Raw genomic sequence first — 22,924 nt, 5'->3', positions numbered from 1 at the left:
GAAAAATGAAAAATAAACTTTACTTATATATTGCTTTATTGTTCGGATTTTTTGGGTTTGCCCAACAAATCTCGACTTCTATTGACTCAACTCAAATTAAAATTGGATCGCAATTCAATTTAACCATCAAAGCAAAAGTAAACGCAAAAGATAAAGTCGTTTTTCCAGATGGGAAGTTTTTTGGTGCTTTGGAAATATTAGAATCGTATCCAATTGACACAGTTAAGAACGACAACCAATACGAATTAATCAAAAAGTACGGGTTAACCCAATTTGATTCCGGACGCTATGTAATTCCTAAGTTATTGGTGAAAATCAATCAGAAAGAATTCCGTACCGATTCACTTTCGATTTTGGTAAACGATGTAAAAGTTGATACTACAAAGCAACAAATGTACGACATCAAAGACATCATCGCCACCGAAGAAAAACCGATGAGCGAATGGTGGAAACTTTTGATTTTATTGGTTTTGATTGTGGCTTCTGGATTTGCATCGTACTTCATCATCAAAAGATTACAAAAAGACAAAGAGCAAAAAGAAGAATTTTTCGCTTCGCCAATTGAAAAAGCGATTGCGTATCTTCAAAACTTAGATAAAAAACAATTAGTACAACGCGGTGATGTGAAAGAATACTATTCTGAAATGACCGATATCACCAGAACGTACATCGAAGAATCCATCCATATTCCAGCAATGGAAAGTACTTCTAGTGAATTGCTAGAAGCCTTAAAAAAAGCAATTGCCGACAAAAAAATGTTTGTCAATCGTGAAGAATTAGACAAATTCAAGAAAGTGTTAGAAAATTCTGATTTGGTAAAATTTGCTAAATCGCAACCGCTACCTTTCGAAATTGAAACCGATAAAAAAATCATCGATAAATTCTTATTGGTAATTGACAAAGCTTTACCACGAACCGAAGATCAAGCGGCTATTTTATTTGCAGAGGAAGTACGTAAGAAAGAAATGCAAAAGCAAAAATTCAAACGTTTGGTGATGTCAATCGGAATTTCCGCTTTTTTATTGGTGGCTTCAATCGTAATTTTTGCTTACACTGTGGGATTTGATTTTATCAAAGACAATTATATTGGTCACTCAACAGAAGAATTATTGGAAAAAGAATGGATAACTTCCGAATACGGAGAACCAGCAATAATTATTTCAACACCAAAAGTGTTAAAACGAACCATCGATGAGAAAATCCAAAATAACTTACCAGAAAACGTAAAAGCAACCAGTCGTTTTGCATACGGAAGTATTATTGATAATTTTTCAATTGTTTTAAATACAACAGCCTTCAAGGACACTACAAAAATAGATTTAGATGTAGCTCTGGAAACTGATTTGCGAGAATTAGAAAACTTTGGAGCTAAAAATATTATCGTAAAAACGGGTGAATTTGAAAATGTAAAAGGACTTTCGGGCAAAAAAGCATTTGGAACCTTTACTGCTTTTGATCCAGTAAGAGAAGAAGATGTAAAAATGGAATACGATATTATGGTATTATCTCAACCTGGAGGTGCTCAAGAATTCTTCTTTATTTTCAAAGAACAAGATGAACACGCAAAAGAGATTGTAGAAAAAATTCAAAATTCAATTGAACTAAGAAAACCTAAAAAATAATGGGAAAAGTATCTTTTTTAAATCCGGAATTTTTATGGTTGTTTTTGGTGATACCAATAGCAATAGGTTGGCTATTTTACAAAAGAAACCAACTTTCGGCAACGGTAAAAATGAGTTCATTAGAGCCATTTAAACAAAATAGAACGTTCTTAGCTAAAGCCAAACCCTTTTTACACGTGTTGCGAATTTTAGCTTTAAGTTCTATCATAATCGCCTTAGCCCGACCAAGAAGTGTTGACGTAACTTCAAAATCGAAAACCACTAAAGGAATCGATATTGTAATGGCAATTGACGTTTCGAGTAGTATGTTGGCCAATGATTTAAAACCAAATCGGTTAGAGGCGCTTAAAAAAGTAGCTTCAACCTTTGTACAAGATAGAATTAACGACAGAATTGGATTAGTTGTTTATGCGGGTGAAAGTTATACGAGAACTCCTGTAACTTCAGATAAAACCATCATTTTACAATCGTTAAAAACTATTGAATACGATGATTCTATTATTGCTGATGGAACCGGAATAGGTGTTGGTTTAGCAACCGCAATTAATAGAATTAAAGACAGCAAAGCGAAAAGCAGAATCATCATTTTATTAACGGATGGTGTAAACAATTCAGGAACTATCGATCCTAGAACCGCTTCTGAAATTGCCAAAGAATACGGCATTAAAGTTTACACTATCGGAATTGGAACTAACGGTCAAGCCTTGTTTCCTGTTGCAAAAGATAATAATGGAAAGTTAGTATTTAGAAAAATGCCTGTTGAAATTGATGAAAGCTTAATGAAAGAAATTGCTAAAACTACTGAAGCAAAATATTTTAGAGCTACATCAAATAAAAAATTACAAGCCATTTACGACGAAATCAATAAGTTAGAAACTACCGAAATTGATGAAAAGAAATTTTACAACTACGATGAGAAATACAAAACGTTTGTATTAATCGCTTTTATATTGTTAGGCGTTGAGGTATTATTACGAAATTCAGTTTTTAGAGGAATCGTTTAGAAAGAAAAACAATGTTTGAATTAGAAAGTCCAATATATTTTTACTTATTAGCGCTATTACCCATAATAGTGGCACTTTTTCTATTCAATTTGTTTTGGAAAAGAAAAAGACAAGCTGTTTTTGCCGATCTGGAATTGTTTAATCAATTGGCACCAGAAAAATCGAGTTTTAAACCTGCTTTAAAATTAGGAGTTTTGTTATTAGCATTGGCTTGTATTATTATTGCTTTGGTGAACCCAAAAATGGGAACAAAAATGGAAACGGTAAAACGTCAAGGAATTGATATTGTGTTTGCGGTTGATATTTCAAAAAGTATGCTTGCCGAAGATGTTGCACCAAACCGATTGGAAAAAACCAAGCAAATCGTTTCGCAAATCATTAACCAATTAGGAAACGATAGAGTTGGAATTGTAGGTTATGCCGGAAGTGCCTACCCAGTTTTACCCATGACCACTGATTACAGCATTGCAAAAATGTACTTGCAAAGCATGAATACCAATATGGTGTCTTCGCAAGGAACTGCATTTAGTGATGCCATTCAATTAGCTGTTGATTATTTTGATGTTAAAGATACCAGTAAGTTAATTGTCTTAATTTCAGATGGAGAAGATCATGGTGATGGAGTAGATGATGCAATTGAAATGGCAAAAGAAAAAGGAGTTCGAATTATAAGCATTGGTGTTGGAACTGAAAAAGGAGGTCCAATTCCGCTTCGTGATGACAAAGGAACTATCGCTTCGTATAAAAAAGATCAAGAAGGACAAACAGTAATTACGAAGTTATATCCTGAAGTTTTAAAGAAGTTAGCCGATAACACAAAATCAAAATATATTCTAGGAACCACTACAAAAAATGTGGTTGAGGAAATAAAAAAATCCTTAGATAAAATTGAAAAATCTGAATTCGAATCACAACAAATTGCCGATTTTGAATCGCAATACCAATGGTTTTTAGCTTTAGGATTTTTATTGTTGTTAGTAGATGTTTTCCTTTTGGAGAAAAAAACAGCATGGGTGCAAAAGTTAAACTTATTTAATGAAAAGAAACATGCGTAAGATAGTTTACCTATTAGTAGTATTACATTCTTTTTTTCTTTTTGGACAAGAAAAAGACAAAAATTTGTATAATGGAAATCAGTCCTTTAAAGAAAAAAAATACGCTGATGCTGAAGCTGATTTTCGTGTAACCGAATCGAAAAAATCACCTAAAAAAGCCACTGCGGGATATAATTTAGGAAATAGCGTATATCGTCAAAACCAACAAGGTGAAGCACAAATCAAATATATTCAAGCCTTAGAGCACGCAAAAACAAAAGAAGAAAAACACCGAATTTATCATAATTTGGGCAACACATTCATGTTAGAAAAAAAATATGATTTAGCGGTGGATGCTTATAAAAACGCGCTTAGAAACAATCCGTATGACGAAGAAACGCGTTATAATTATGCATTGGCAAAAAAGAAAAAGAAAGAAAATCCACCTCCAAAAAACGATAAGAAAGATAATAAAGATAAGAATGGTGGCGGAGGCAATCAGAATAAACCGCAACCAGAAAATAACAAAAACGACAAAGGGAATAATAACAAAGACCAAGACAAAAATAAAGGCGACGACAAGAAAGAAAATCCTAGTGATGGAGATAAAAAAGAGGATAAAAAAGAAAATCCAAAACCAAGCGGAGCCGATAAACAACGCATCGATAATATTTTAGATGCGGTTAATAATGCTGAAAAGAAAGTTCAGGACAAAGTAAATGCAAAGAAAGTAAAAGGGCGTCCCGTTTCTAATGAAAAAGATTGGTAAAAAATGAAAAAGATATTTTTAGTTTTATTCGTATCCATTTTTTATACCACTGTTTCCGCTCAAGTTAAATTTGAAGCGCAAACAGAAAGAAGTTCGTATGGACTAAATGAACGTATTCAATTGGTTTTTACCATAAACAATGAAGGAGATAATTTTGAACCGCCAAAATTTCCTAGTTTTAAAGCAGAAGGCCCTTTCATTAATAGAGGAAATCAAACTGCGATTACGATTGTAAATGGAAAAGTAACACAAAAAAGAGAAATTTCTACTCAAGTTATTTACTATTTAACACCTACTAAAAAAGGGACATTCACCATTGGTGCTGCTTCAATTGAATATGATGGAACGGTATATAAATCGGCACCAATAAAAATCACGATTACTGATCCTATTCAAATGCCAACGTATCCAGGACAGCAACCTACTAATGTCAATTATGGAGAAGGAATTCATCTAGTAGCCGAATTATCCACAAAAAATCCGTTTGTAAATGAACCAGTTACAGTAGTTTACAAATTATATTTCGAACCTCGTTCGACTGTTGGGAATTTCAGAAATTTCAAAGCGCCAAAATATGATGATTTCTGGAGTCAGTATATCGACATGAAACAATTGCGCGCTGAACGTGGAAAATACAATGGAAAAGATTATAGCATGGTGGTGCTTCGAAAAGTAATTTTATATCCATTAGAAGCAGGCGCTAAAACTATAGAACCATTTAAAATTGATTTAGATGCTGAGGTACCAACAGGCCGTCGCGATTGGTTTGGTGAATATGAAATGCGAGTAATTGAAAAATCTCTTTCTACAGGAACGCAAACTATAAATGTAAAATCACTTCCTGAAAAAGGAAAACCAGAAAGCTATTCAGGCGCTGTTGGAAATTTTGATTTTAATGTAATTCCATCCAAAACAAAGTTAAAAGCAGGCGAATCTTTAGATTTAGAGGTAAGTGTTTCGGGTAAAGGAAATTTAAAATTATTTACGTTACCAAAACCTGTTGCCCCTAGTGCTTTGGAAATGTACGAACCTTCTCATACCGAAAATGTACAAACACCATTAACGGGAATGACGGGTAAAATTTCGGATAAATACACCATAATTCCTCAATTTAAAGGAAAATATACCATCAAACCATTAACGTTTTCATATTATGATTTGGCAAGTAAATCCTATAAAACGATTACTTCAAAAGAAATAACAATAGAAGTTGAAGAAGGAGATGGAACAGTAGTAGCCAATGTGCCAAGTTCGAACAAACAAGTCATCGAGAAAAAAGAAGTATTCCAATACAATAAGCTGAAAACCGAGTTTGTTTCAAAATCAAGAGAAGATTTCTTAGGTTCAGGATTGTTTTATAGTTTGTTATTTGCACCATTATTATTGATTCCAATTGTGATGATTGCTAGAAAACAAAAAGAAGCTAAAGATGCCGACGTGGTTGGAAACCGAGTTAGAAATAATAACCGATTAGTAAAGAAATATTTGTCGGAAGCGAAAAAACAAATGGGCGACAAAGTACCGTTTTATATGGCTATGGAAAAAGCATTGCATAATTTCTTAAAGGCAAAGCTACATATTGAAACGGTTGAAATGAGTAAAGAAAATATTGTAGAGTTATTGCAACAAAGAAATGCTTCAGAAGAAAGTATTAATCGATTTATAGAATTAATGAACGATTGCGAGTTTGCTCGTTATGCTCCAGCAACCGATATTGCCATGACCAATGATTTTGAACGAGCTGTGGAACGAATTTCAGAACTTGAAAAACAAATCTAACCACAAAGGACACAAAGAAGGCACAACGAACACCAAAAAATGAATTATGACGGAACAAGAAATTTCTAAAATAGTATTTGATTGTGCTTTACGAGTTCATAAAGCATTAGGTCCGGGTTTACTTGAAAGTGCATATGAAGAATGTTTATATTACGAGTTAAAAAAATCGAATCTTAAAGTTGAAAAACAAAAACCATTACCTCTAGTTTATAAAGAAGTAAAGTTAGATGTTGGTTATAGAATAGATATTATTATTGAAGATAAATTTATTGTTGAAATCAAAGCAGTTGAAACATTAAACGAAGTTCATTTAGCACAGTTATTAACCTATTTAAAATTGACCGATTGTAAATTGGGGTTGTTAATTAATTTTAATGTCAAACTTTTAAAAAACGGAGTACAAAGAGTCATCAACGGAATATTATAGCTAAAGCTTAGTGACCACTTAAGTGGTTAATTTTTGAAATAAAAGCATAGTGCTCATAGTGCCTTCCTTGTGCCCTTTGTGGTTAAAAAAGATTAAAAATGAAAAAATACATTCTCCTTTTCATATTCACATTTCAATTCGCCAATGCAAGTGAATCCATTGATGTTACCTTCAAAAAAGCAAACGATTTATACAACAAAGGCGATTATGAACAAGCTTTACAATCTTTTGAAAGTATTGTAAACCAAGGCAACGAATCGGCCGATTTATATTTTAATTTGGCCAATTGCTATTACAAACTAGGAAAAGTAGCGCCATCGATTTACAATTACGAAAAAGCATTGCTTTTAAACCCAGATGACGAAGCCATTCACATCAACTTATCTTTTGCGCAAAAAATGGCAATAGACGACATTAAAGTGCTTCCAGAAGTCGGTTTTAAGAAAATGGTAAAAGAGTTCACAAGCATATTTCATTATGATACTTGGGCTTGGAATGCTGTTTTTATGGCTTTATTGACTTTGCTTACTTTTCTTGGATATTATTTTGGAAATACCGTGTTTTTAAAACGCACTTTTTTCAGTTTGTTTCTATTGTTTTTAGTCGGAATTGGCGTAACCGTTTTTTCGGCTTTTTTACAGAAGAAATATGATGCGAATTACAATCCAGCCATCGTTTTTGCAGAAGCAACAACTTTGAAAGCCGAACCAAAAAACAGTTCTGAAGATGTGGTAACGCTTCACGAAGGAACAAAAGTCTTCGTCTTAGAAGAATTAGGCAACTGGAAACAAGTTGAACTAACCGACAAAACCAAAGCGTGGATTGACAAAGAAGCGATTAGGGAAGTGAAGGAATAGTGTTCAGTGTTCAGTTGAAAGTGTTCAGAAAATAGGATGAAAGAACCAATCGTTTTTGAAGCAAAAGGCTATCCAATTATTAAAGTATATACTGATTACTTTGAGATAAAAGCTATTGATTATTGGGAATTTAGAACTTTTAATTTTTCAGAAGTAAAATCAATTGAAATAATTGATTCAAGAAAAAAATGGTATTTTCAATTGTACCAAATTTTATTTTTCAACGCTCGAATTTTTGCTAAAGAAGAACCTATTTTATTTAAAATTACCTTACAAAACGAAGGTAATTGGGAATATTTAAGTTCTAATAAATATAATGAAGATTTTAATAAAATAATAAGACTAATAAATAGTAAAATTTAATTTTTACTTTCCTCCTCTGATGACTGCAATTGTTCACCATCACCATTATCCTTTTTACTTTTACCTTTTGCCTTTTCACTTATTTCAGTATACCACCCTTCAATCGTAGGATAAATCGCTTTTGAAATATTCTGAATTGGATTATAAAAAATGGAACTCTCTTGTGTCTCTTTTGAAAGCAGCATGTTGTCAATATTGATTTTCTCCAAAATAAAAAGCACAACACTCAACGCTAAAATGGTTTTCAACAAGCTAAAAATCACACCGGCTAATTTGTTAATCCAACCTAAAAATGCAAAATCTGCTAATTTGGTTAGAATTTTTGCGCTTAAATGAATGCCAATTACTACCAATAAAAAAGTAATGATAAAAGCTGTGATTTCTAAATATTTTGGATTCCAAGTTGGGAATGTTTCTGAAAAAAACGCACCCACAAAACCTGAAAACTTAATGGCAACATAAACTCCTAATATCAAAGCCACAAAAGAAGCTACTTCAACAAAAAGTCCGTTTTTCAACCCTTTATAAACCGCAAAACCTAATAAAACCGCAAAAACAATATCAATAAAACTCATTTGAAAGAAAATAGAATAAAGAACAAAGATAAAAGAATTGTTGAAAGTGGTTTTCTGTTGTTATCTTTGCAAGAAATTTGGTAATTGGTTATCGGTAATTGGTCATTGGAACCCATCACCCATCACCCATCACCTTAAACCCAAAAACATGTCAAGAGACGAACAATTAAAACAGCGTTGGGAAAGCGTTGTCACTATATTATCAAATAAATTCGCAGATGGTGAAACCCTTGATTTAGAGGGAATCATCTATTTAATTGGCGTACAAGAATTAGGAAAAATTCATGCTACTTTCAAAAAAGACGAAAAAGTAAACCTAATGCATATTGCCATTTGTCGTTTGTTAGAACCTTACGGTTACTACGAATTTGAATATTTCGACAACGATGGTTGGCCGCATTATAAAGTAAAAGAAGAATTACCACCACTAAAAGCAGGCGAACAAGCCGTACTAATGAAAGAAGCGATAGTGAGTTACTTTTTAGAGAAAGAATTGATAGATTAGTTTTCAGTCGCAGTCGCAGTTGGCAAATTTGTAAATTCTGAAAACTGTGACTGAGACTGTTTACTTTCATTAAAAATCCATAAATTTGCACCTTTATACAACGAGTGATGATAGAAACGATTAAAGCCCATATTGAAGAAGTAAAAGCTTTTCAAACCGATAATAAAGAACAATTAGAAGCTTTCCGAATCAAGTATTTAGGAAGTAAAGGCTTGTTGAAAGACTTTTTTGCCGAATTCAAAAATGTTCCAAACGAACAAAAGAAAGAATTTGGTCAAGTAATCAACGAATTGAAAACTTCGGCAGAAGAAAAGGTAAAAGCCATTCAAGATGCTTTAGAAAATAAAGAAGAAGCAAAAGGAATTTACGGCGACACAACGCGTCCGGGAGAAGCAATGAACATTGGTTCGCGCCACCCAATCTCTATTGTAAAAAATCAAATGATTGATATTTTTTCAACCATTGGTTTCAACGTGTCTGAAGGTCCAGAAATCGAAGACGATTGGCACAACTTTACAGCATTAAATTTACCAGAATATCACCCAGCAAGAGATATGCAGGATACGTTTTTTATTCAAACGAATCCAGATGTTTTATTGCGTACCCATACGTCATCAGTACAAGTGCGTTACATGGAAAACAACAAACCGCCAATTCGTACAATTTCTCCAGGAAGAGTGTTCCGTAACGAGGCTGTTTCTTCGCGTTCGCACTGTATTTTTCATCAAGTGGAAGGATTGTATATTGATAAAGACGTTTCCTTTGCCGATTTAAAACAGACGTTGTTGTATTTCACGAAAGAAATGTTCGGAAAATCAAAAATTCGTTTACGTCCTTCGTATTTCCCATTTACAGAACCAAGTGCTGAAATCGATATTTATTGGGGATTAAAAACAGAAACCGATTACAGAATCACCAAAGGAACCGGTTGGTTAGAAATTGGTGGTTGTGGAATGGTAGATCCAAACGTATTGAAAAACTGCGGCATCAATCCTGATGAACATACTGGTTTCGCTTTCGGAATGGGAGTAGAGCGTATTGCCATGTTGTTATACCAAATTGGCGATATCCGTATGTTTTACGAAAACGATGTGCGTTTCTTAGAGCAATTTAAATCATCAATTTAGTCATTGCAAGGAACGAAGCAATCTCACTTACTATTATGAAAAAAGACATTATCATCCCAAAAGTTGAAGGCGTTCACATTGTAGCTTTTCAAGAATGGAACGACGATTTTATGGAGAATTCTTGGTACGCTTACTTAGTAAACGATACCGATAATTTATTGGAAATGGCTATGGTAGTTTCTCGTGCATATGGTTTAATCAATGGAGAAGAACGCAAAACAGGAACATTCCGTCATGCGTTTGCTAAAGTTGAACCAAGAACCGCCGTTAAAGTTGAATTGTTAGAAAATAATGTTTTACAATTGAACAACGAATTCCTATTGTCGTATTTCGCAAACGGACAATTATACGATAAAACCTTCGTGTTCCGAGTAAACACCATCAACGAAAAAGCTACTGCCGATTTGCCAATCATAAACAAAAGAGGCGTTTTCGCGAATTAGATTTTAAAAAGATTACCGCAGATTCGCAGATTAAATACTAAATCTGCGAATCTGCGGTTTTAATTTTTATCTTTTCGATAATCCATAAAATCTGAGTTATCAGACGTAAAAAAAGAAAATATTTTTACCTTTAAGAAATTTTTTCAACACCACAACATGAAACCATTTCTTATCGCTTTAGCCTTTTTAACTACTACTATTTCCCAAGCGCAAGATTATGCCAAACATGTAAATCCATTTATCGGAACAGGAGGTCATGGACACACGTTTCCTGGAGCTACTTTGCCATACGGAATGGTGCAATTGTCTCCTGATACTAGAATTGACGGCAGTTGGGATGGTTGTGGTGGTTATCATTATTCCGATAATGTGATTTACGGATTTTCGCATACGCATTTGAACGGAACCGGTGTTTCGGATTATGGCGATATAATGTTGATGCCTACAATGGGGGAACCTTCATTTGATAACAAAGTGTATTCTTCTACTTTTTCACATGCGAATGAAAAAGCTTCCGCTGGATTTTACTCCGTAAAATTAGACAAACACAATATCGATGTGCGTTTAACTACTTCAACTCGGGTAGGTTTTCATGAATATACGTTTAATAAAGCAGGACTAGCCAATATTATTTTAGATTTGAATCATCGAGACAAATTATTAGAAGGAAGAATTCGAGTAATCGATGATAAAACTATAGAAGTATTACGAAGAAGTGAAGCTTGGGCAAGAGATCAATATGTTTATGCAAGAATCGAGTTTAATGTTCCTTTAGAAATGACTTTAATACCTAAAAAAGGGGTAGATTTTCTTAATGAATTAGAAAATAGCGGGGTGTTCTTTTTCAAAAAAGTCAAAAAAGGAGAAAAAATTCTCGTAAAAGTATCACTTTCACCAACAAGTTATGAAGGAGCTAAATTAAATAGTTCTGAAATTAAACATTGGGATTTCGATAAAGTTCATAAAGATGCTATTGCGGCTTGGAACAAAGAATTATCAAAAATTGAAGTCACATCTGATGATAAAGATAAATTAGCGATTTTCTACACGGCTTTATATCACACCATGATGCAACCAAATATTGCACAAGATTTAGACGGAAAATATCGCGGTAGAGACAACAAAATTCATGTTGCAGAAGGATTTGATTACTACACGGTTTTTTCGCTTTGGGACACGTTTAGAGGCGCGCATCCGTTGTATACTTTGATTGATAAAAAACGTACAGCTGATTACATCAACACCTTTATCAAACAATATGAACAAGGAGGAAGATTACCGGTTTGGGAATTAGCTTCCAATGAAACGGATTGTATGATTGGCTATCATTCGGTTTCTGTAATTGCTGATGCGATGGTAAAAGGAATAAAAGGTTTTGATTACGAAAAAGCCTTTGAAGCGAGTAAAGCTTCTGCTATGCGTGATGTTTTAGGCTTGGATGCCTACAAGAAAAACGGTTTCATTTCGATTGACGACGAACACGAAAGCGTTTCTAAAACTTTAGAATATGCTTATGACGATTGGTGTATTGCTCAAATGGCAGCAATTTTAGAAAATCATGAAGATTACCAATATTTCATGAAACGCTCTCAAAACTGGAAAAACATTTTCGATTGGGAAACCGGTTTTATGCGTCCAAAGAAAAATGGCGGTTGGGACAAACCTTTCGACCCAAGAGAAGTCAATAATAATTTTACCGAAGGTAATTCGTGGCAATATTCTTTTTTCGTACCACAAGATATTGAGGGAATGATTCAAGCTTATGGCGGACCCGAAAAATTTGAAGCCAAATTAGACGAAATGTTCAACAGCGAAAGCAAAACTACCGGTAGAGAACAAGTAGATGTTACCGGTTTAATCGGACAATATGCACACGGGAACGAACCAAGTCATCACATGGCGTATTTGTACAATTATGTAGGAAAACCAGAAAAAACGAATGAAAAAGTCAAGTATATTTTAGATAATTTTTACACCAATACACCCGATGGTTTAATTGGAAACGAAGACTGCGGACAAATGAGCGCTTGGTATGTATTGAGTTCGATGGGAATGTATCAAGTAACACCTGGAGGAAATGCTTGGGATAAAACAAAACCTTATTTTGAAAAAATTAAATTAAACTTTGAGGATAATACATCTATTGTAATTTTAAAAGATTCAAAAGTCAATACAATTGAATATTTCGATTCGGAGGCTATAGAAATATTAGCATTTGCAGCTGATCCTACTATTGTTGAGGTTCCAGTAATTCAAGCTGAAAGCAAAGCTTTTAAAGATAAATTGAAAATTGAAATGAAATCTCAAAATAATGATAAAATATACTATTCATTCACAAATACAGAAGATTTTGTAGAATATACTTCGCCTTTTGAAATTTCTAAATCAATAAAAATTTACGCTTATTCAATCAATAAATATAGAGAATTAAGTAACACCATTTCTGCAACGTTTTTCAAAAAACCAAACAATTACAGCATCAATATTAAATCGGTTTACAATCCGCAATATCATGCCGGTGGTCCAGAAGGGTTGTTAGATGGTATTTTAGGAACCGAAAACTGGAGAAAAGGCGATTGGCAAGGCTATCAAAGTCAGGATTTTGAAGCGGTGGTGGATTTAAAAGAAGTGAAAGAGTTAAATTCGTTTAAGGCAAATTTTCTACAAGATAGTCGTTCTTGGATTTTGATGCCTACTTATTTGGAGTTTTTTATTTCAACAGATAATGTCAATTTTACTTCTGTTGGAAGTCTTGATATTGCTAAAAATAGTGGAATTGATCCTAAAGATGAAAATTCATTTACTAGAGAATTTGGAGTTCTTTTAGACAAGAAGAAAACAGCACGTTACGTAAAAGTAATCGCAAAAAACTTTGGTAAATTACCAGATTGGCATCAAGGTGCTGGTGGTGATGCCTTTATTTTTATAGACGAAATAACAATTGATTAACAACTTGGCGCTCTTTTTAGTTTTATTTTTACAATAATAAAAAAATGAAAAATGAAAAGAGCGCTTTTTTGTATTGTATTTTTAGTTTTATCAGGCACCATTTCGGCACAAGTTGTTTTTGAATCTTCTTTACAAGAGGCATTTATAAAGGCTAAAGAGCAAAACAAGATTGTTTTTATCGAATATTACAATTCCGATTGTCCGGTTTGTAAACGATTAGGCGATTTACTTAAAAACGATTCTTTAGTAGCGGCTTATTACAACAAAAATTTCATCAGTTATGCCATGGATACCAATGGTGCTTTAGCTGAAGATGAGGAAACCTTTTTAAACCAAGCGAATTTACATTTTACTAGTGTTCCGGTGCTTTTGTATTTTGATGCTAAGAAAAATTTTTTGCATCATAGTGGTGTTAATGTTGATACCGATCATATTATCAATGAAGGTAAAAAAGCAAAACATCCCGATTATAGAACTTCAAGTTTAAAAGCTAAATACGATAAAGGTGATAGAACTGTTCGAACACTTTATGCTTACTGTGATTTTTTATTGATTCATAAAGACGAAACAATGTTAAAAAAGGTATCTCAAGAACTTTTTGAATCGTTTAAAAAAGAAGAATTACCTACTAAAAAAAGCTATATTGTTTTAAAACAAGTTATTATATCAACAGATAACGGTTTTTTTCAATATTGGATAAACAATTTGGATAATCTAAAAGATTTTGAAACAGGCTATAAAGCCGGAACCGAAAAATCGTATTTAGAAAAAATCGTACTGAAAGAATTGAACGATCCAACCATAAAAAAATGGGATACCGCTAAAAAAGAAAAATACAAAGAATATATCCTAAAGTTAAAAATTACAGATAATCCGGAAGTCTATTTCGAATAAGAGTTAATCCTTGTCAGGAAATACCAAAGAAGCGATTACAGACAATAAAAGCGTGCATCCTACTACCATTAAAGAAAACGAAGTTTCAATGTGGTAAAATGGCGCTATTATCATTTTGATTCCAATAAAAGCCAAGATAAAACCTAAGCCGTATTTCAACTTGCTAAACATATACATAAAGTTGGCCAACAAGAAGTACAACGAACGCAATCCTAAAATCGCGAAAATATTAGAAGTGTATAAAATAAACGGATCGTTGGGAGCAATAGCAAAAATGGCTGGAATACTATCAACCGCAAAAAGCAAATCTGTAAATTCTACAATAGCAACAACAACAAATAAAGGGGTAGCTAACTTAACTCCGTTTTCAATAGTGAAAAATTTATCGCCATCAAATTGATGGGTTACATTGAAAAATTTGTAAACAAACTTGGCTCCCGGGCTTTTGGTAAAATCTTTGCTTCCTTCGTCTTCTTCTTGACTAAAAGCCGATTTAATTCCGGCAACAATTAATATCAATCCAAAAACGGTTAGTAAATAATTGATTTTAACGGTTTGTCCAAAAAGTTCCATTTCGGGCAAATAGGTGTAATTCAAAATCCAAACACCAGCAAAAATAAAAATGGCTCTAAAGACCAAAGCACCAATTACTCCCCAAAACAAGACTTTGTGTTGGGCTTCTTTTGCCACATTAAAATAACCAAAAACTAAGATAAAAACGAATAAATTATCTACCGAAAGCGCTTTTTCAATCCAATAAGCACCTTGAAATTGCATGAATTTTTCGGCCCCCATGAAATGATAAATAATACCACTAAATCCCATGGCAAGGGAAATCCAAATCACTGACCAAATGGCGGCTTCTCTGTTAGAAACCACATGACCTTTTTTGTTTAAAACACCTAAGTCTAACACCAACATTGCTATAATAGTGATAGTAAAAGCGGTGATGATTCCAGGATGATCAACCAACTGATCTATTGAACCTGTTTTTAATGAAAACAGCATGTATTAATTTAATTTATCCGTTAAGGCTTTGAAAACAGTTTTAGCGTCTTTGTTTTCGTATAAAATTTTGTAAACAGCATCAATAATTGGAGTATCTGCTCCGTATTCTTGATTTAATTTATACGCACTTTTTACAGCATAATATCCTTCGGCAACCATACTCATTTCCATTTGAGCTGATTTTACGGTGTAGCCTTTTCCAATCATGTTTCCAAACATTCTATTTCGAGAAAATACCGAATATCCAGTTACCAATAAATCGCCCAAATATGCCGAATTATTGATGTTTCGCTTCATGCGATGTACTTTTCGGATGAATTTCTTCATTTCGCGAATTCCGTTACTCATCAATACTGCTTGGAAGTTATCACCATAGCCTAATCCATGAGCAATTCCGGCTGCAATAGCATAAATATTTTTTAAAACGGCCGCATATTCAGTTCCAATAATATCATCTGTAGTTTTGGCGTTGATGTAGTGCGAACTTAAATTTTTAGCCACAAATTTGGCTTTTTTCTTATCACTGCAAGCAATTGTTAAGTACGATAAACGTTCCATTGCCACTTCTTCCGCGTGACATGGACCCGTAATAACACCAATATTTTCAAAAGGAATATTATATTTGGTATGAAAATGTTCACCTACAATCAAACTCGATTCTGGAACAATTCCTTTAATTGCAGAAAAAATAACTTTTTCTTCTAAACTCTCAGTTAAACTTTCTAGTTCTTTACTCAAAAAAGCAGATGGAACTACAAAAATTACATAATCAGCATAAGCTACTGCTTCGTTGATATCGTTTGTAAGTTTTAATTTATTGGTGTCAAACGCAACCGAACTCAAATAGTTTGGATTGTGTTTTTGGTGTTTTAAATGTTCTATAGCATAAGTACTTCGCATGTACCAAGCAATTTCGTCTTGGTTTTCACAAAGCATTTTCGCAATTGCAGTAGCCCAACTTCCTCCTCCAATGACGGCAAATTTTGGCTTTTTTTCCATTTTACGATTTAATTTAGAACATCAAAAATAGGCATTTAAAAAGGATTTACAAAAAACGTTTGCGAAACTCTTTTTAATACAAAGGCACGAAGAAAAACTCCGCGCCTTTATTATGATGAATAGGTGCTTTTAATAACTCATTTCTACAATAGCTCTCACTTTTTCTAAGGTGATGTTTTGCTTTTCACCCATCGCTTTCCAACCTCTTTCTTCGAAACGATTTACGATAAAATCGGCCGTTTTTTCAATGTTTTCAGCGTTTTCAGAAATTTTGGTTTTCATGCCCATTTTGTGGAAGAACTCAACTGTTTTTTCAATTGCTTTTTCTGCAATTTCTTCGGTTGAATTACCTTGAATATTCCAAACGCGTTGCCCGTATTGTGCTAATTTGTCTTTTTTCGTGTCGAACATTACGCGGTATAAATTTGGACCAATGATTGCCAATGTTCTCGCATGGTCAATTTCGTATAAAGCGGTTAATTCATGACCAATCATGTGCGTTGCCCAATCGGAAGGAACTCCTTTTTGAATTAAACCATTCAACGCCATAGTGGCACTCCAAACAAAGTTGGAAGCCAATTTATAATCGCTCGGATTTTCTACTACATCTGGACCAATTTCAATTAGCGTTTGTAAAATACTTTCAGCAATTCGGTCTTGCAACAAAGCATCATGCGTATAGGTTAAATATTGCTCCATTACGTGTGTGAACGCATCTACAACACCATTTTGCAATTGTCTTTTTGGTAACGAAGTAATGACTGTTGGATCTACAATTGAGAATACTGGAAATAAAGCGCTTCCGCCCAAAGTAAGTTTCTCTTGTGTGGCTTCAATAGTAACTACAGCTCCTGAATTCATTTCTGAACCTGTTGCTGGTAAGGTTAAAACCGTTCCAAAAGGAATAACTTTGGTAACATCTTTGAATAAAATTCGCTTTTTTAGAATATCGGCTTCATCGCCTTCAAAATTCACAGCTGCCGAAATAAATTTCACGCCGTCAATTACGCTTCCACCACCAACAGCTAGGATAAACCCGATTTTTTCAGCACGGATAATTTCAACGGCTTTCATTAAAGTTTCAAAACGAGGATTCGGTTCAATGCCACCAAATTCTATGATATTATGATTGGGTAGAGCGGCTTTTACTTGGTCGTAAACACCATTTTTAAAGATACTTCCGCCTCCATAAGCCAAAAGAATTTTAGCGTTATTGGGAACTAAATCAGTTAGTTTTGCAATTTGTCCTTTTCCAAAGACATAGTTTACAGGATTGTATAATTCGAAGTTTAGCATAATTATTGTCATGCTGAATTTAGTTCAGCATCTATGCAAAGTTAAGCAATGAGATTGGGAACGAATGGTAAAGGAATGTTAAGGCTTTAATAATTTAGCAATTTCAGTGTGGTTGTTTGCAATGTAAGTTATCAAATATTGATGATCCTCATTTTCAAAAAAGACATACCAAGTTGTTCTTGAATTGCTATTATAGAAGATGTATTTTGAACCTAATGAATAAAGAGGTAAAGGCGTATTTTTGTATGGAAAATTCGAAATGTTTTCTTCAATAAAATCAATGATTTTATCTTTATAATCAATGGCATTTTCTAGATATGAAAAGTAATTTTCCTTGTAAAGGATATAAATTAATTCGTTTAAAAAATGTTCTACTTCGGGTTTGAATAAAACTTTTACTTCTTCCATTCTAAACTTTTAAGAAAAGAAGTTGTTCGTTTTTTTAATTCTTCAGCAGTGATGGCAGTTTCTAATTCCTTCTTGAAATTAAAAGTTTTATGTTGTTTTCTAAAATTATCCAATTGATTAATTGTGGTTTCATCTTCTACAGAAGATAACCATTTTAACAATTCCGATTTTTTAGATACAACACTCATGTTTTCAATTGTTTATTCAAAAATACAAAATTTTTCAAGAAATAGATTTGTTAGTTTCAAATTTCTTATTGAAATAATTCAAGTTTTTTAAGATTTCATCTTTATCACTTTGAAAACTGAATAAGCTGTACGTTTTTTTTCCTTTAGCTTTTGAAAAAACAATCAATTCATAGTAGGTAATATGTCTCGAAGGCTTTACTAAAGCGCCAAAATCATAAATATCATCCCAATCATATTTGATATTCTCTATTTCAAAACCTATTTTATCAATTTTAATTTGCTTACTTTTTCTTTTTAAAGTAAAAAAGTAACCAAGAGTCATTACAATTACAATAATAATTATGGCAGAATAGGTGATAATTGATTCTTTAAATCGAAAAGAAACGCCAATTGCTGCAGTTCCTGCTAAAACAAAATTTCCAATACTCGATTTTTTACTTTCAAAAATAATTTCTTCTTTTTCAGTTGTTGAAACACCAAATTCAGTTGAACGCAAAAAGTAATCTTTATTGAAAAGTTTATCTTTTATTGAGTTACCTTTTTTGGGTAAATTTTCGATTTGTTTTTCAAAATCAGTATTCATATTCTATTTAAGTTTACTTCTTATAAAACAAATTATGCTCCACATATTCCCAAACTTTATTCGGCAACATTGGCACTACATTTTTACCGTTTTTAATGCTTTCGCGAATGAAGGTTGAAGATAATTCAATTACAGGCGCACCCACTCGGTGAATTTTTGGATGATTTATAAATTGCTCATCAATTTCGCCTGAATTTAATCGCGGATAGACATAAATATGGTGGTTTTGCAGAATGACTTCGTAGTTTTTCCATTTGTGGAGCGAGTTCAAATTGTCTTCTCCCATTATTAAAGAAAACTCATGTTTTGGAAACTTTTCTTGTAAATGCGCTAAGGTATTTACGGTATAATTTGGTTGCGGTAATTTGAATTCGATATCCGAAGGTTGGATTTTCGGGAAATCTTCTGTTGCCAAATGTACCATGTGTAAACGATGGTAATCATCTAACAAAGTACTTTTCTTTTTATGTGGATTATGCGGTGTAACCACCATCCAAATTTGGTCCAAATCAGAATGCTCTGCCATGTGATTGGCAATAATTAAATGCCCAATGTGAATGGGATTAAACGTTCCGAAATAAAGACCTATTTTCATTTTGTTACACAGAGTTTCACGAAGTTTTACACAGAGTTTCACGAAGTTTTACACAGAGTTTCACGAAGTTTTACACAGAGTTTCACGAAGTTTTTGTGCTACTTTGTGCTATACTTTTTATTTACTAATAAAATCCTTTACCAATTTGTACGCTTCTTCTTTTGCCACATCTAAATCGTAATTTTTGATGATGGTATCAAATTGAGGTGCAGTTGCTAATTCAACGTGTGCTTTTGCAATTCGCATGTTGATTTTGTCGTCACTTTCCGTTGAACGTTGTTTTAATCTGCGTTTAAGTTCGTCAACGCTTGGTGGTTTTACAAAAACAGCTAACGTTTCTTCAGGAAATTTTCGTTTAATGCGCAAACCTCCAGCTACATCAATATCAAAAATTACATGTTTCCCTTGTGCCCAAATGCGTTCCACTTCCGTTTTTAAAGTTCCGTAGAAATTATCGGTATACACTTCTTCCCATTCCACGAAATCTTCTGATTTAATGTGTTTTTTGAATTCATCCCAAGAAATGAAATAGTAATCTTTTCCATCAACTTCTTCTCCTCGAGGGGCACGCGTTGTACACGAAATCGAAAATTCTAAATTCAAATCGGGTTGGGCTAATAAATGTCGTACTATAGTGGTTTTTCCTGAGCCTGATGGCGCAGAGAATACTAATAATTTTCCTTTTTGCATTGTGTTGTTATTTTTGCCACGGATTAAAGGATTATAACGGTTTTAATCCGTGAAAATTTGTGTAATCTGTGGTTTAAACTATAAAACGTTTAATACCTGTTCTTTGATTTTTTCCAGTTCATCTTTCATCATCACTACCAATTTTTGCATTTCGGAATGATTGGATTTAGATCCCATGGTATTGATTTCTCTTCCCATTTCTTGTGTAATGAAACCTAATTTTCTTCCGTTAGCTTCGGTTCCGTTTAAGGTTTCTAAGAAATAGTTTAAATGGTTGCCCAAGCGTACTTTTTCTTCGGTAATATCGTATTTTTCTAGATAAAAAATCAATTCTTGTTCAAAGCGATTTTCATCTACATTTACTTGTAATTCTTCTAAAGCTGTTCTTAAACGAGTTTTTACAGTTTCAATGCGTTCGGCATCGTAAGAAACCGCTTCATTCATTAAATTATTGATGTTGGCAATTCGTAATTGGAATTCTTTTTCTAACGAAGCACCTTCATCTTTTCTAAAATTAGCGATGTTTTCCAAGGCTTCATCAATCACGGTTTGGATTTGTTTCCATTCGTTTTCATCTATTTCATCGCGCTCGGTTTTTAATGCGTCGGGCATGCGAACTGCCATTTTCATTAATTCCGTTTCATCTGCAGTTGGAATCACGGCTTTCATTTGATTAATGTAGCCTTTAACAATTGGCACATTGATTTTTGAAGTCGTTTCTTCACCAGTAACTTCCACATAAAGCGAAAAATCAACTTTTCCACGCTCTAAACGTTGCGAAATTTGATTGCGTAGACCCAATTCCATTTCACGGAAAACGGATGGCATACGTGTATTTAAGTCTAAACCTTTACTGTTTAGCGATTTGATTTCTACGGTAATTTTTTTGGTTGGTAATTGCAAAGAAGCTTTCCCAAAACCCGTCATGGAGTGTATCATACGTTATAAAAATGTCTTCAAAGATATGAAAAAGTTTTCAGTCACAGTCCCAGTTTTCAGTCCTAAACTGTGACTGTAAACGAATACTGCCTACTTTTTCTGCGTTACTAAATAAACACCAACAAATATCAACACAGCTGATATCAATTTTACTAAACTCAAGTCGTCTTTTCCTAAACTTACGGCGAAAATAGTGGCAAAAAGTGGTTGTAAATAGATAAAAACTGCTACGGTTGTGGGTTTTAGTTCGCGCATGGAAACTAAATTCAGTAAATACGTTAAGAAGGTTGAAAACACCACTACAAAACCAATTTTCCAAATAATATCTATTGGTAAATTAGCAAAATCCACTGCTTGAAATTCGTTCCAACCAAAAGGCAACACCATCAAGAATCCAAACGTATAAATCCATTTTACAAAGGTGAAGGCGTTGTATTTATCCATTAATTTCTTAACGATAATTAAGTAAAATCCGTAGGAAACGGCATTAACGAAAACCAATAAATTCCCTAAACTTGCATTGGTCGCGTTTACCAATGATTTTCCGTACAAAATCAACGTTACCGTTCCAGCTAAGCCTAAAATGATTCCTAAAACTTTTCGGTTTTCCATGCGTTCTTTCATGATGAAAGCGGATAAAACGAGGACGATCATAGGTGTAGTGACCATTAAAACGGCTCCCATAATAGGCGATGTGTAACTCAATCCTTTGAAAAAAGTCAGCATGTTGAAAGCTACCCCGAAGAATGCCGCTGCAACAATACGAGGAAAATCAGCTTTTGCAATTTTTTCTTTTGGTCCAAAAAACGAAATCATCCAAAACAATAAAACCGACCCACCAACACGCATCACAATAAATCCGAATGCATCGACATATTTTGGCATAACATCTTTGGCAATAGTAAAAGTAACGCCGTAAATGATGGAAACTAGGGTAGCGGCAACTAGTGCCCAAGCTCTTTTACTCATTCGATAAAAATTCAATGACTTTTTGAACTGTTTTTGGACTATTACCCACAAAAATAGTTTCGTTATCCATAATTACTGGGCGCGCCAAGAAAGTGTAATGTTCTAAGATGTAACGTTTAAAATCGGCTTCCGTTAGCACTTCATTTTTTAAGCCCATTTCTTTGTAAAGCTTGGCTTTCTTGCTAAAAAGAACTTCATAACTTTTGGTCAAAGTATGCATTTCTTCTAATTGTTTTACGGTGATAGGTTCTTCTTTAATATCTTGAAAAAGAAATCCATCAGTATTTGGTAATGACTTGATGATTTTTTTACAAGTATCACAAGTTTTTAAGTAATATATTTTCTTCATCTTAGGTAAGATTAGCAATTTTAAGATTTGATTTGCAAAAATAAGGTCTTTTCAATTCTAAAAATCAGTAATTTTATAAAAAAATTATTCATGGAAACAACTTTTACAATTTGGCAAACAGGCCGAGGATTATTCAAGAATTTTTTAGATAATTATTCATTAGAACAATTAAATACAATTCCAGATGGTTTAACTACTAATTTAATTTGGAATGTGGGTCATATTATTGTTTCCCAACAAAAATTGGTTTATGCATTATCAGGATTACCAATGCATATTTCGGATTCTTTTTTTGAAAAATATCAAAACGGTTCCCGTCCAGATGGGAAAACTACACAAGCAGAAGTAGATGAAATTAAAAGTTTACTTTTTAACATGGTTGAAAAAACGAAATCTGATTTTGAAGCAGGTGTTTTCAAAGAGTTTCATCCGTACCAAACCAAAACAGGTTTTTATTTGGGAACTTTAAATGAAGCAATGGAGTTTAACAATTATCATGAAGGGATTCATTTAGGAATTATGATGTCGATCAAAAAATTTCTTTAATCTTAT

The 22,924-nt window shown here is 33.4% G+C and carries 26 protein-coding genes; 14 read left to right on the top strand and 12 right to left on the bottom strand.

The window, feature by feature from the left end:
- Nucleotides 1–5 precede the first annotated feature (5 nt).
- The 8 genes from LOS86_RS13530 to LOS86_RS13495 all read left to right on the top strand — a co-directional run bounded on the left by LOS86_RS13530 (nt 6) and on the right by LOS86_RS13495 (nt 7,855).
- Nucleotides 6–1,622, top strand: coding sequence for a BatD family protein (locus LOS86_RS13530; RefSeq protein WP_231842601.1), 1,617 nt, complete (start codon nt 6–8; stop codon nt 1,620–1,622).
- The gene (locus LOS86_RS13525; RefSeq protein ID WP_231842600.1) at nt 1,622–2,626 is read left to right on the top strand and encodes a vWA domain-containing protein; all 1,005 of its coding nucleotides are present in this window, start codon (nt 1,622–1,624) and stop codon (nt 2,624–2,626) included. The genes LOS86_RS13530 and LOS86_RS13525 overlap by 1 nt, the downstream gene beginning before the upstream one ends.
- A gap of 11 nt (nt 2,627–2,637) precedes the next feature.
- Complete coding sequence (locus tag LOS86_RS13520) at nt 2,638–3,681, top strand: vWA domain-containing protein (RefSeq protein WP_231842599.1); 1,044 nt, start codon at nt 2,638–2,640, stop codon at nt 3,679–3,681.
- The gene (locus tag LOS86_RS13515) at nt 3,674–4,429 is read left to right on the top strand and encodes a tetratricopeptide repeat protein (RefSeq protein ID WP_231842598.1); all 756 of its coding nucleotides are present in this window, start codon (nt 3,674–3,676) and stop codon (nt 4,427–4,429) included. The genes LOS86_RS13520 and LOS86_RS13515 overlap by 8 nt, the downstream gene beginning before the upstream one ends.
- 3 nt (nt 4,430–4,432) lie before the next feature.
- Nucleotides 4,433–6,208, top strand: coding sequence for a BatD family protein (locus LOS86_RS13510; protein ID WP_231842597.1), 1,776 nt, complete (start codon nt 4,433–4,435; stop codon nt 6,206–6,208).
- A gap of 46 nt (nt 6,209–6,254) precedes the next feature.
- The gene (locus LOS86_RS13505; protein WP_231842596.1) at nt 6,255–6,635 is read left to right on the top strand and encodes a GxxExxY protein; all 381 of its coding nucleotides are present in this window, start codon (nt 6,255–6,257) and stop codon (nt 6,633–6,635) included.
- Between the two features lie 98 nt (nt 6,636–6,733).
- Nucleotides 6,734–7,492, top strand: a complete 759-nt coding sequence (locus LOS86_RS13500) for a tetratricopeptide repeat protein (RefSeq protein ID WP_231842595.1) — start codon at nt 6,734–6,736, stop codon at nt 7,490–7,492.
- Nucleotides 7,493–7,528: 36 nt separating this feature from the next.
- Nucleotides 7,529–7,855, top strand: a complete 327-nt coding sequence (locus LOS86_RS13495) for a hypothetical protein (protein ID WP_231842594.1) — start codon at nt 7,529–7,531, stop codon at nt 7,853–7,855.
- Here the strand turns inward: LOS86_RS13495 and LOS86_RS13490 are convergent.
- Nucleotides 7,852–8,430, bottom strand: coding sequence for a CvpA family protein (locus LOS86_RS13490; protein ID WP_231842593.1), 579 nt, complete (start codon nt 8,428–8,430; stop codon nt 7,852–7,854). The two genes, LOS86_RS13495 and LOS86_RS13490, sit on opposite strands and share 4 nt — an antisense overlap.
- A gap of 148 nt (nt 8,431–8,578) precedes the next feature.
- Between LOS86_RS13490 and LOS86_RS13485 the strand changes: the two genes are divergently transcribed.
- From LOS86_RS13485 to LOS86_RS13465, 5 genes are all read left to right on the top strand, one after another.
- On the top strand, nt 8,579–8,935 hold the full coding sequence (locus tag LOS86_RS13485; protein WP_194093791.1) for a hypothetical protein: 357 nt from the start codon (nt 8,579–8,581) through the stop codon (nt 8,933–8,935).
- Between the two features lie 107 nt (nt 8,936–9,042).
- The gene (gene pheS / locus LOS86_RS13480) at nt 9,043–10,062 is read left to right on the top strand and encodes a phenylalanine--tRNA ligase subunit alpha (protein ID WP_231842592.1); all 1,020 of its coding nucleotides are present in this window, start codon (nt 9,043–9,045) and stop codon (nt 10,060–10,062) included.
- 35 nt (nt 10,063–10,097) lie between these two features.
- The gene (locus tag LOS86_RS13475; protein ID WP_231842591.1) at nt 10,098–10,505 is read left to right on the top strand and encodes a hypothetical protein; all 408 of its coding nucleotides are present in this window, start codon (nt 10,098–10,100) and stop codon (nt 10,503–10,505) included.
- 156 nt (nt 10,506–10,661) lie between these two features.
- On the top strand, nt 10,662–13,454 hold the full coding sequence (locus LOS86_RS13470) for a GH92 family glycosyl hydrolase (RefSeq protein ID WP_231842590.1): 2,793 nt from the start codon (nt 10,662–10,664) through the stop codon (nt 13,452–13,454).
- A gap of 51 nt (nt 13,455–13,505) precedes the next feature.
- On the top strand, nt 13,506–14,348 hold the full coding sequence (locus tag LOS86_RS13465; protein ID WP_231842589.1) for a thioredoxin fold domain-containing protein: 843 nt from the start codon (nt 13,506–13,508) through the stop codon (nt 14,346–14,348).
- Between the two features lie 3 nt (nt 14,349–14,351).
- Here the strand turns inward: LOS86_RS13465 and LOS86_RS13460 are convergent, their stop codons facing one another.
- The 11 genes from LOS86_RS13460 to LOS86_RS13410 form a co-directional block, all read right to left on the bottom strand.
- The gene (locus tag LOS86_RS13460; RefSeq protein ID WP_374107575.1) at nt 14,352–15,356 is read right to left on the bottom strand and encodes a TerC/Alx family metal homeostasis membrane protein; all 1,005 of its coding nucleotides are present in this window, start codon (nt 15,354–15,356) and stop codon (nt 14,352–14,354) included.
- Between the two features lie 3 nt (nt 15,357–15,359).
- The gene (locus tag LOS86_RS13455) at nt 15,360–16,355 is read right to left on the bottom strand and encodes an NAD(P)H-dependent glycerol-3-phosphate dehydrogenase (RefSeq protein WP_231842588.1); all 996 of its coding nucleotides are present in this window, start codon (nt 16,353–16,355) and stop codon (nt 15,360–15,362) included.
- A gap of 129 nt (nt 16,356–16,484) precedes the next feature.
- Nucleotides 16,485–17,651 carry an iron-containing alcohol dehydrogenase gene (locus LOS86_RS13450; RefSeq protein ID WP_231843948.1) on the bottom strand — a complete coding sequence of 389 codons (1,167 nt, stop codon included), beginning with the start codon at nt 17,649–17,651 and terminating at the stop codon, nt 16,485–16,487.
- 78 nt (nt 17,652–17,729) lie between these two features.
- Nucleotides 17,730–18,059 carry a hypothetical protein gene (locus tag LOS86_RS13445; protein ID WP_231842587.1) on the bottom strand — a complete coding sequence of 110 codons (330 nt, stop codon included), beginning with the start codon at nt 18,057–18,059 and terminating at the stop codon, nt 17,730–17,732.
- Nucleotides 18,047–18,247, bottom strand: coding sequence for a hypothetical protein (locus tag LOS86_RS13440; RefSeq protein ID WP_231842586.1), 201 nt, complete (start codon nt 18,245–18,247; stop codon nt 18,047–18,049). Before LOS86_RS13440 ends, LOS86_RS13445 begins: the two co-directional genes overlap by 13 nt.
- A gap of 34 nt (nt 18,248–18,281) precedes the next feature.
- Nucleotides 18,282–18,830 (bottom strand): hypothetical protein, encoded by a 549-nt coding sequence (locus LOS86_RS13435; RefSeq protein WP_231842585.1) that lies wholly within the window; start codon nt 18,828–18,830, stop codon nt 18,282–18,284.
- 13 nt (nt 18,831–18,843) lie between these two features.
- Nucleotides 18,844–19,425, bottom strand: coding sequence for a nicotinate (nicotinamide) nucleotide adenylyltransferase (nadD, locus tag LOS86_RS13430; protein ID WP_231842584.1), 582 nt, complete (start codon nt 19,423–19,425; stop codon nt 18,844–18,846).
- A gap of 117 nt (nt 19,426–19,542) precedes the next feature.
- Complete coding sequence (gene gmk, locus LOS86_RS13425; protein WP_231842583.1) at nt 19,543–20,115, bottom strand: guanylate kinase; 573 nt, start codon at nt 20,113–20,115, stop codon at nt 19,543–19,545.
- Nucleotides 20,116–20,193: 78 nt separating this feature from the next.
- Nucleotides 20,194–21,054: a YicC/YloC family endoribonuclease gene (locus tag LOS86_RS13420; protein WP_231842582.1), complete on the bottom strand. Its 861-nt coding sequence runs from the start codon at nt 21,052–21,054 to the stop codon at nt 20,194–20,196.
- A 90-nt stretch (nt 21,055–21,144) separates the two neighbouring features.
- Entirely contained in the window at nt 21,145–22,023 is an 879-nt protein-coding gene (locus LOS86_RS13415) for a DMT family transporter (protein WP_231842581.1), read from the bottom strand.
- Nucleotides 22,016–22,372, bottom strand: coding sequence for an arsenate reductase family protein (locus tag LOS86_RS13410; protein WP_231842580.1), 357 nt, complete (start codon nt 22,370–22,372; stop codon nt 22,016–22,018). Before LOS86_RS13410 ends, LOS86_RS13415 begins: the two co-directional genes overlap by 8 nt.
- Before the next feature lie 90 nt (nt 22,373–22,462).
- Between LOS86_RS13410 and LOS86_RS13405 the strand changes: the two genes are divergently transcribed.
- A complete protein-coding gene (locus LOS86_RS13405) occupies nt 22,463–22,918 on the top strand; it encodes a DinB family protein (protein WP_231842579.1) in 456 nt (151 codons plus the stop codon).
- Nucleotides 22,919–22,924: the final 6 nt, after the last annotated feature.

The organism is Flavobacterium cyclinae (assembly GCF_021172145.1).
GTDB classification, from domain to species: domain Bacteria; phylum Bacteroidota; class Bacteroidia; order Flavobacteriales; family Flavobacteriaceae; genus Flavobacterium; species Flavobacterium cyclinae.
This window is presented reverse-complemented; position numbering and strand designations above follow the sequence as displayed.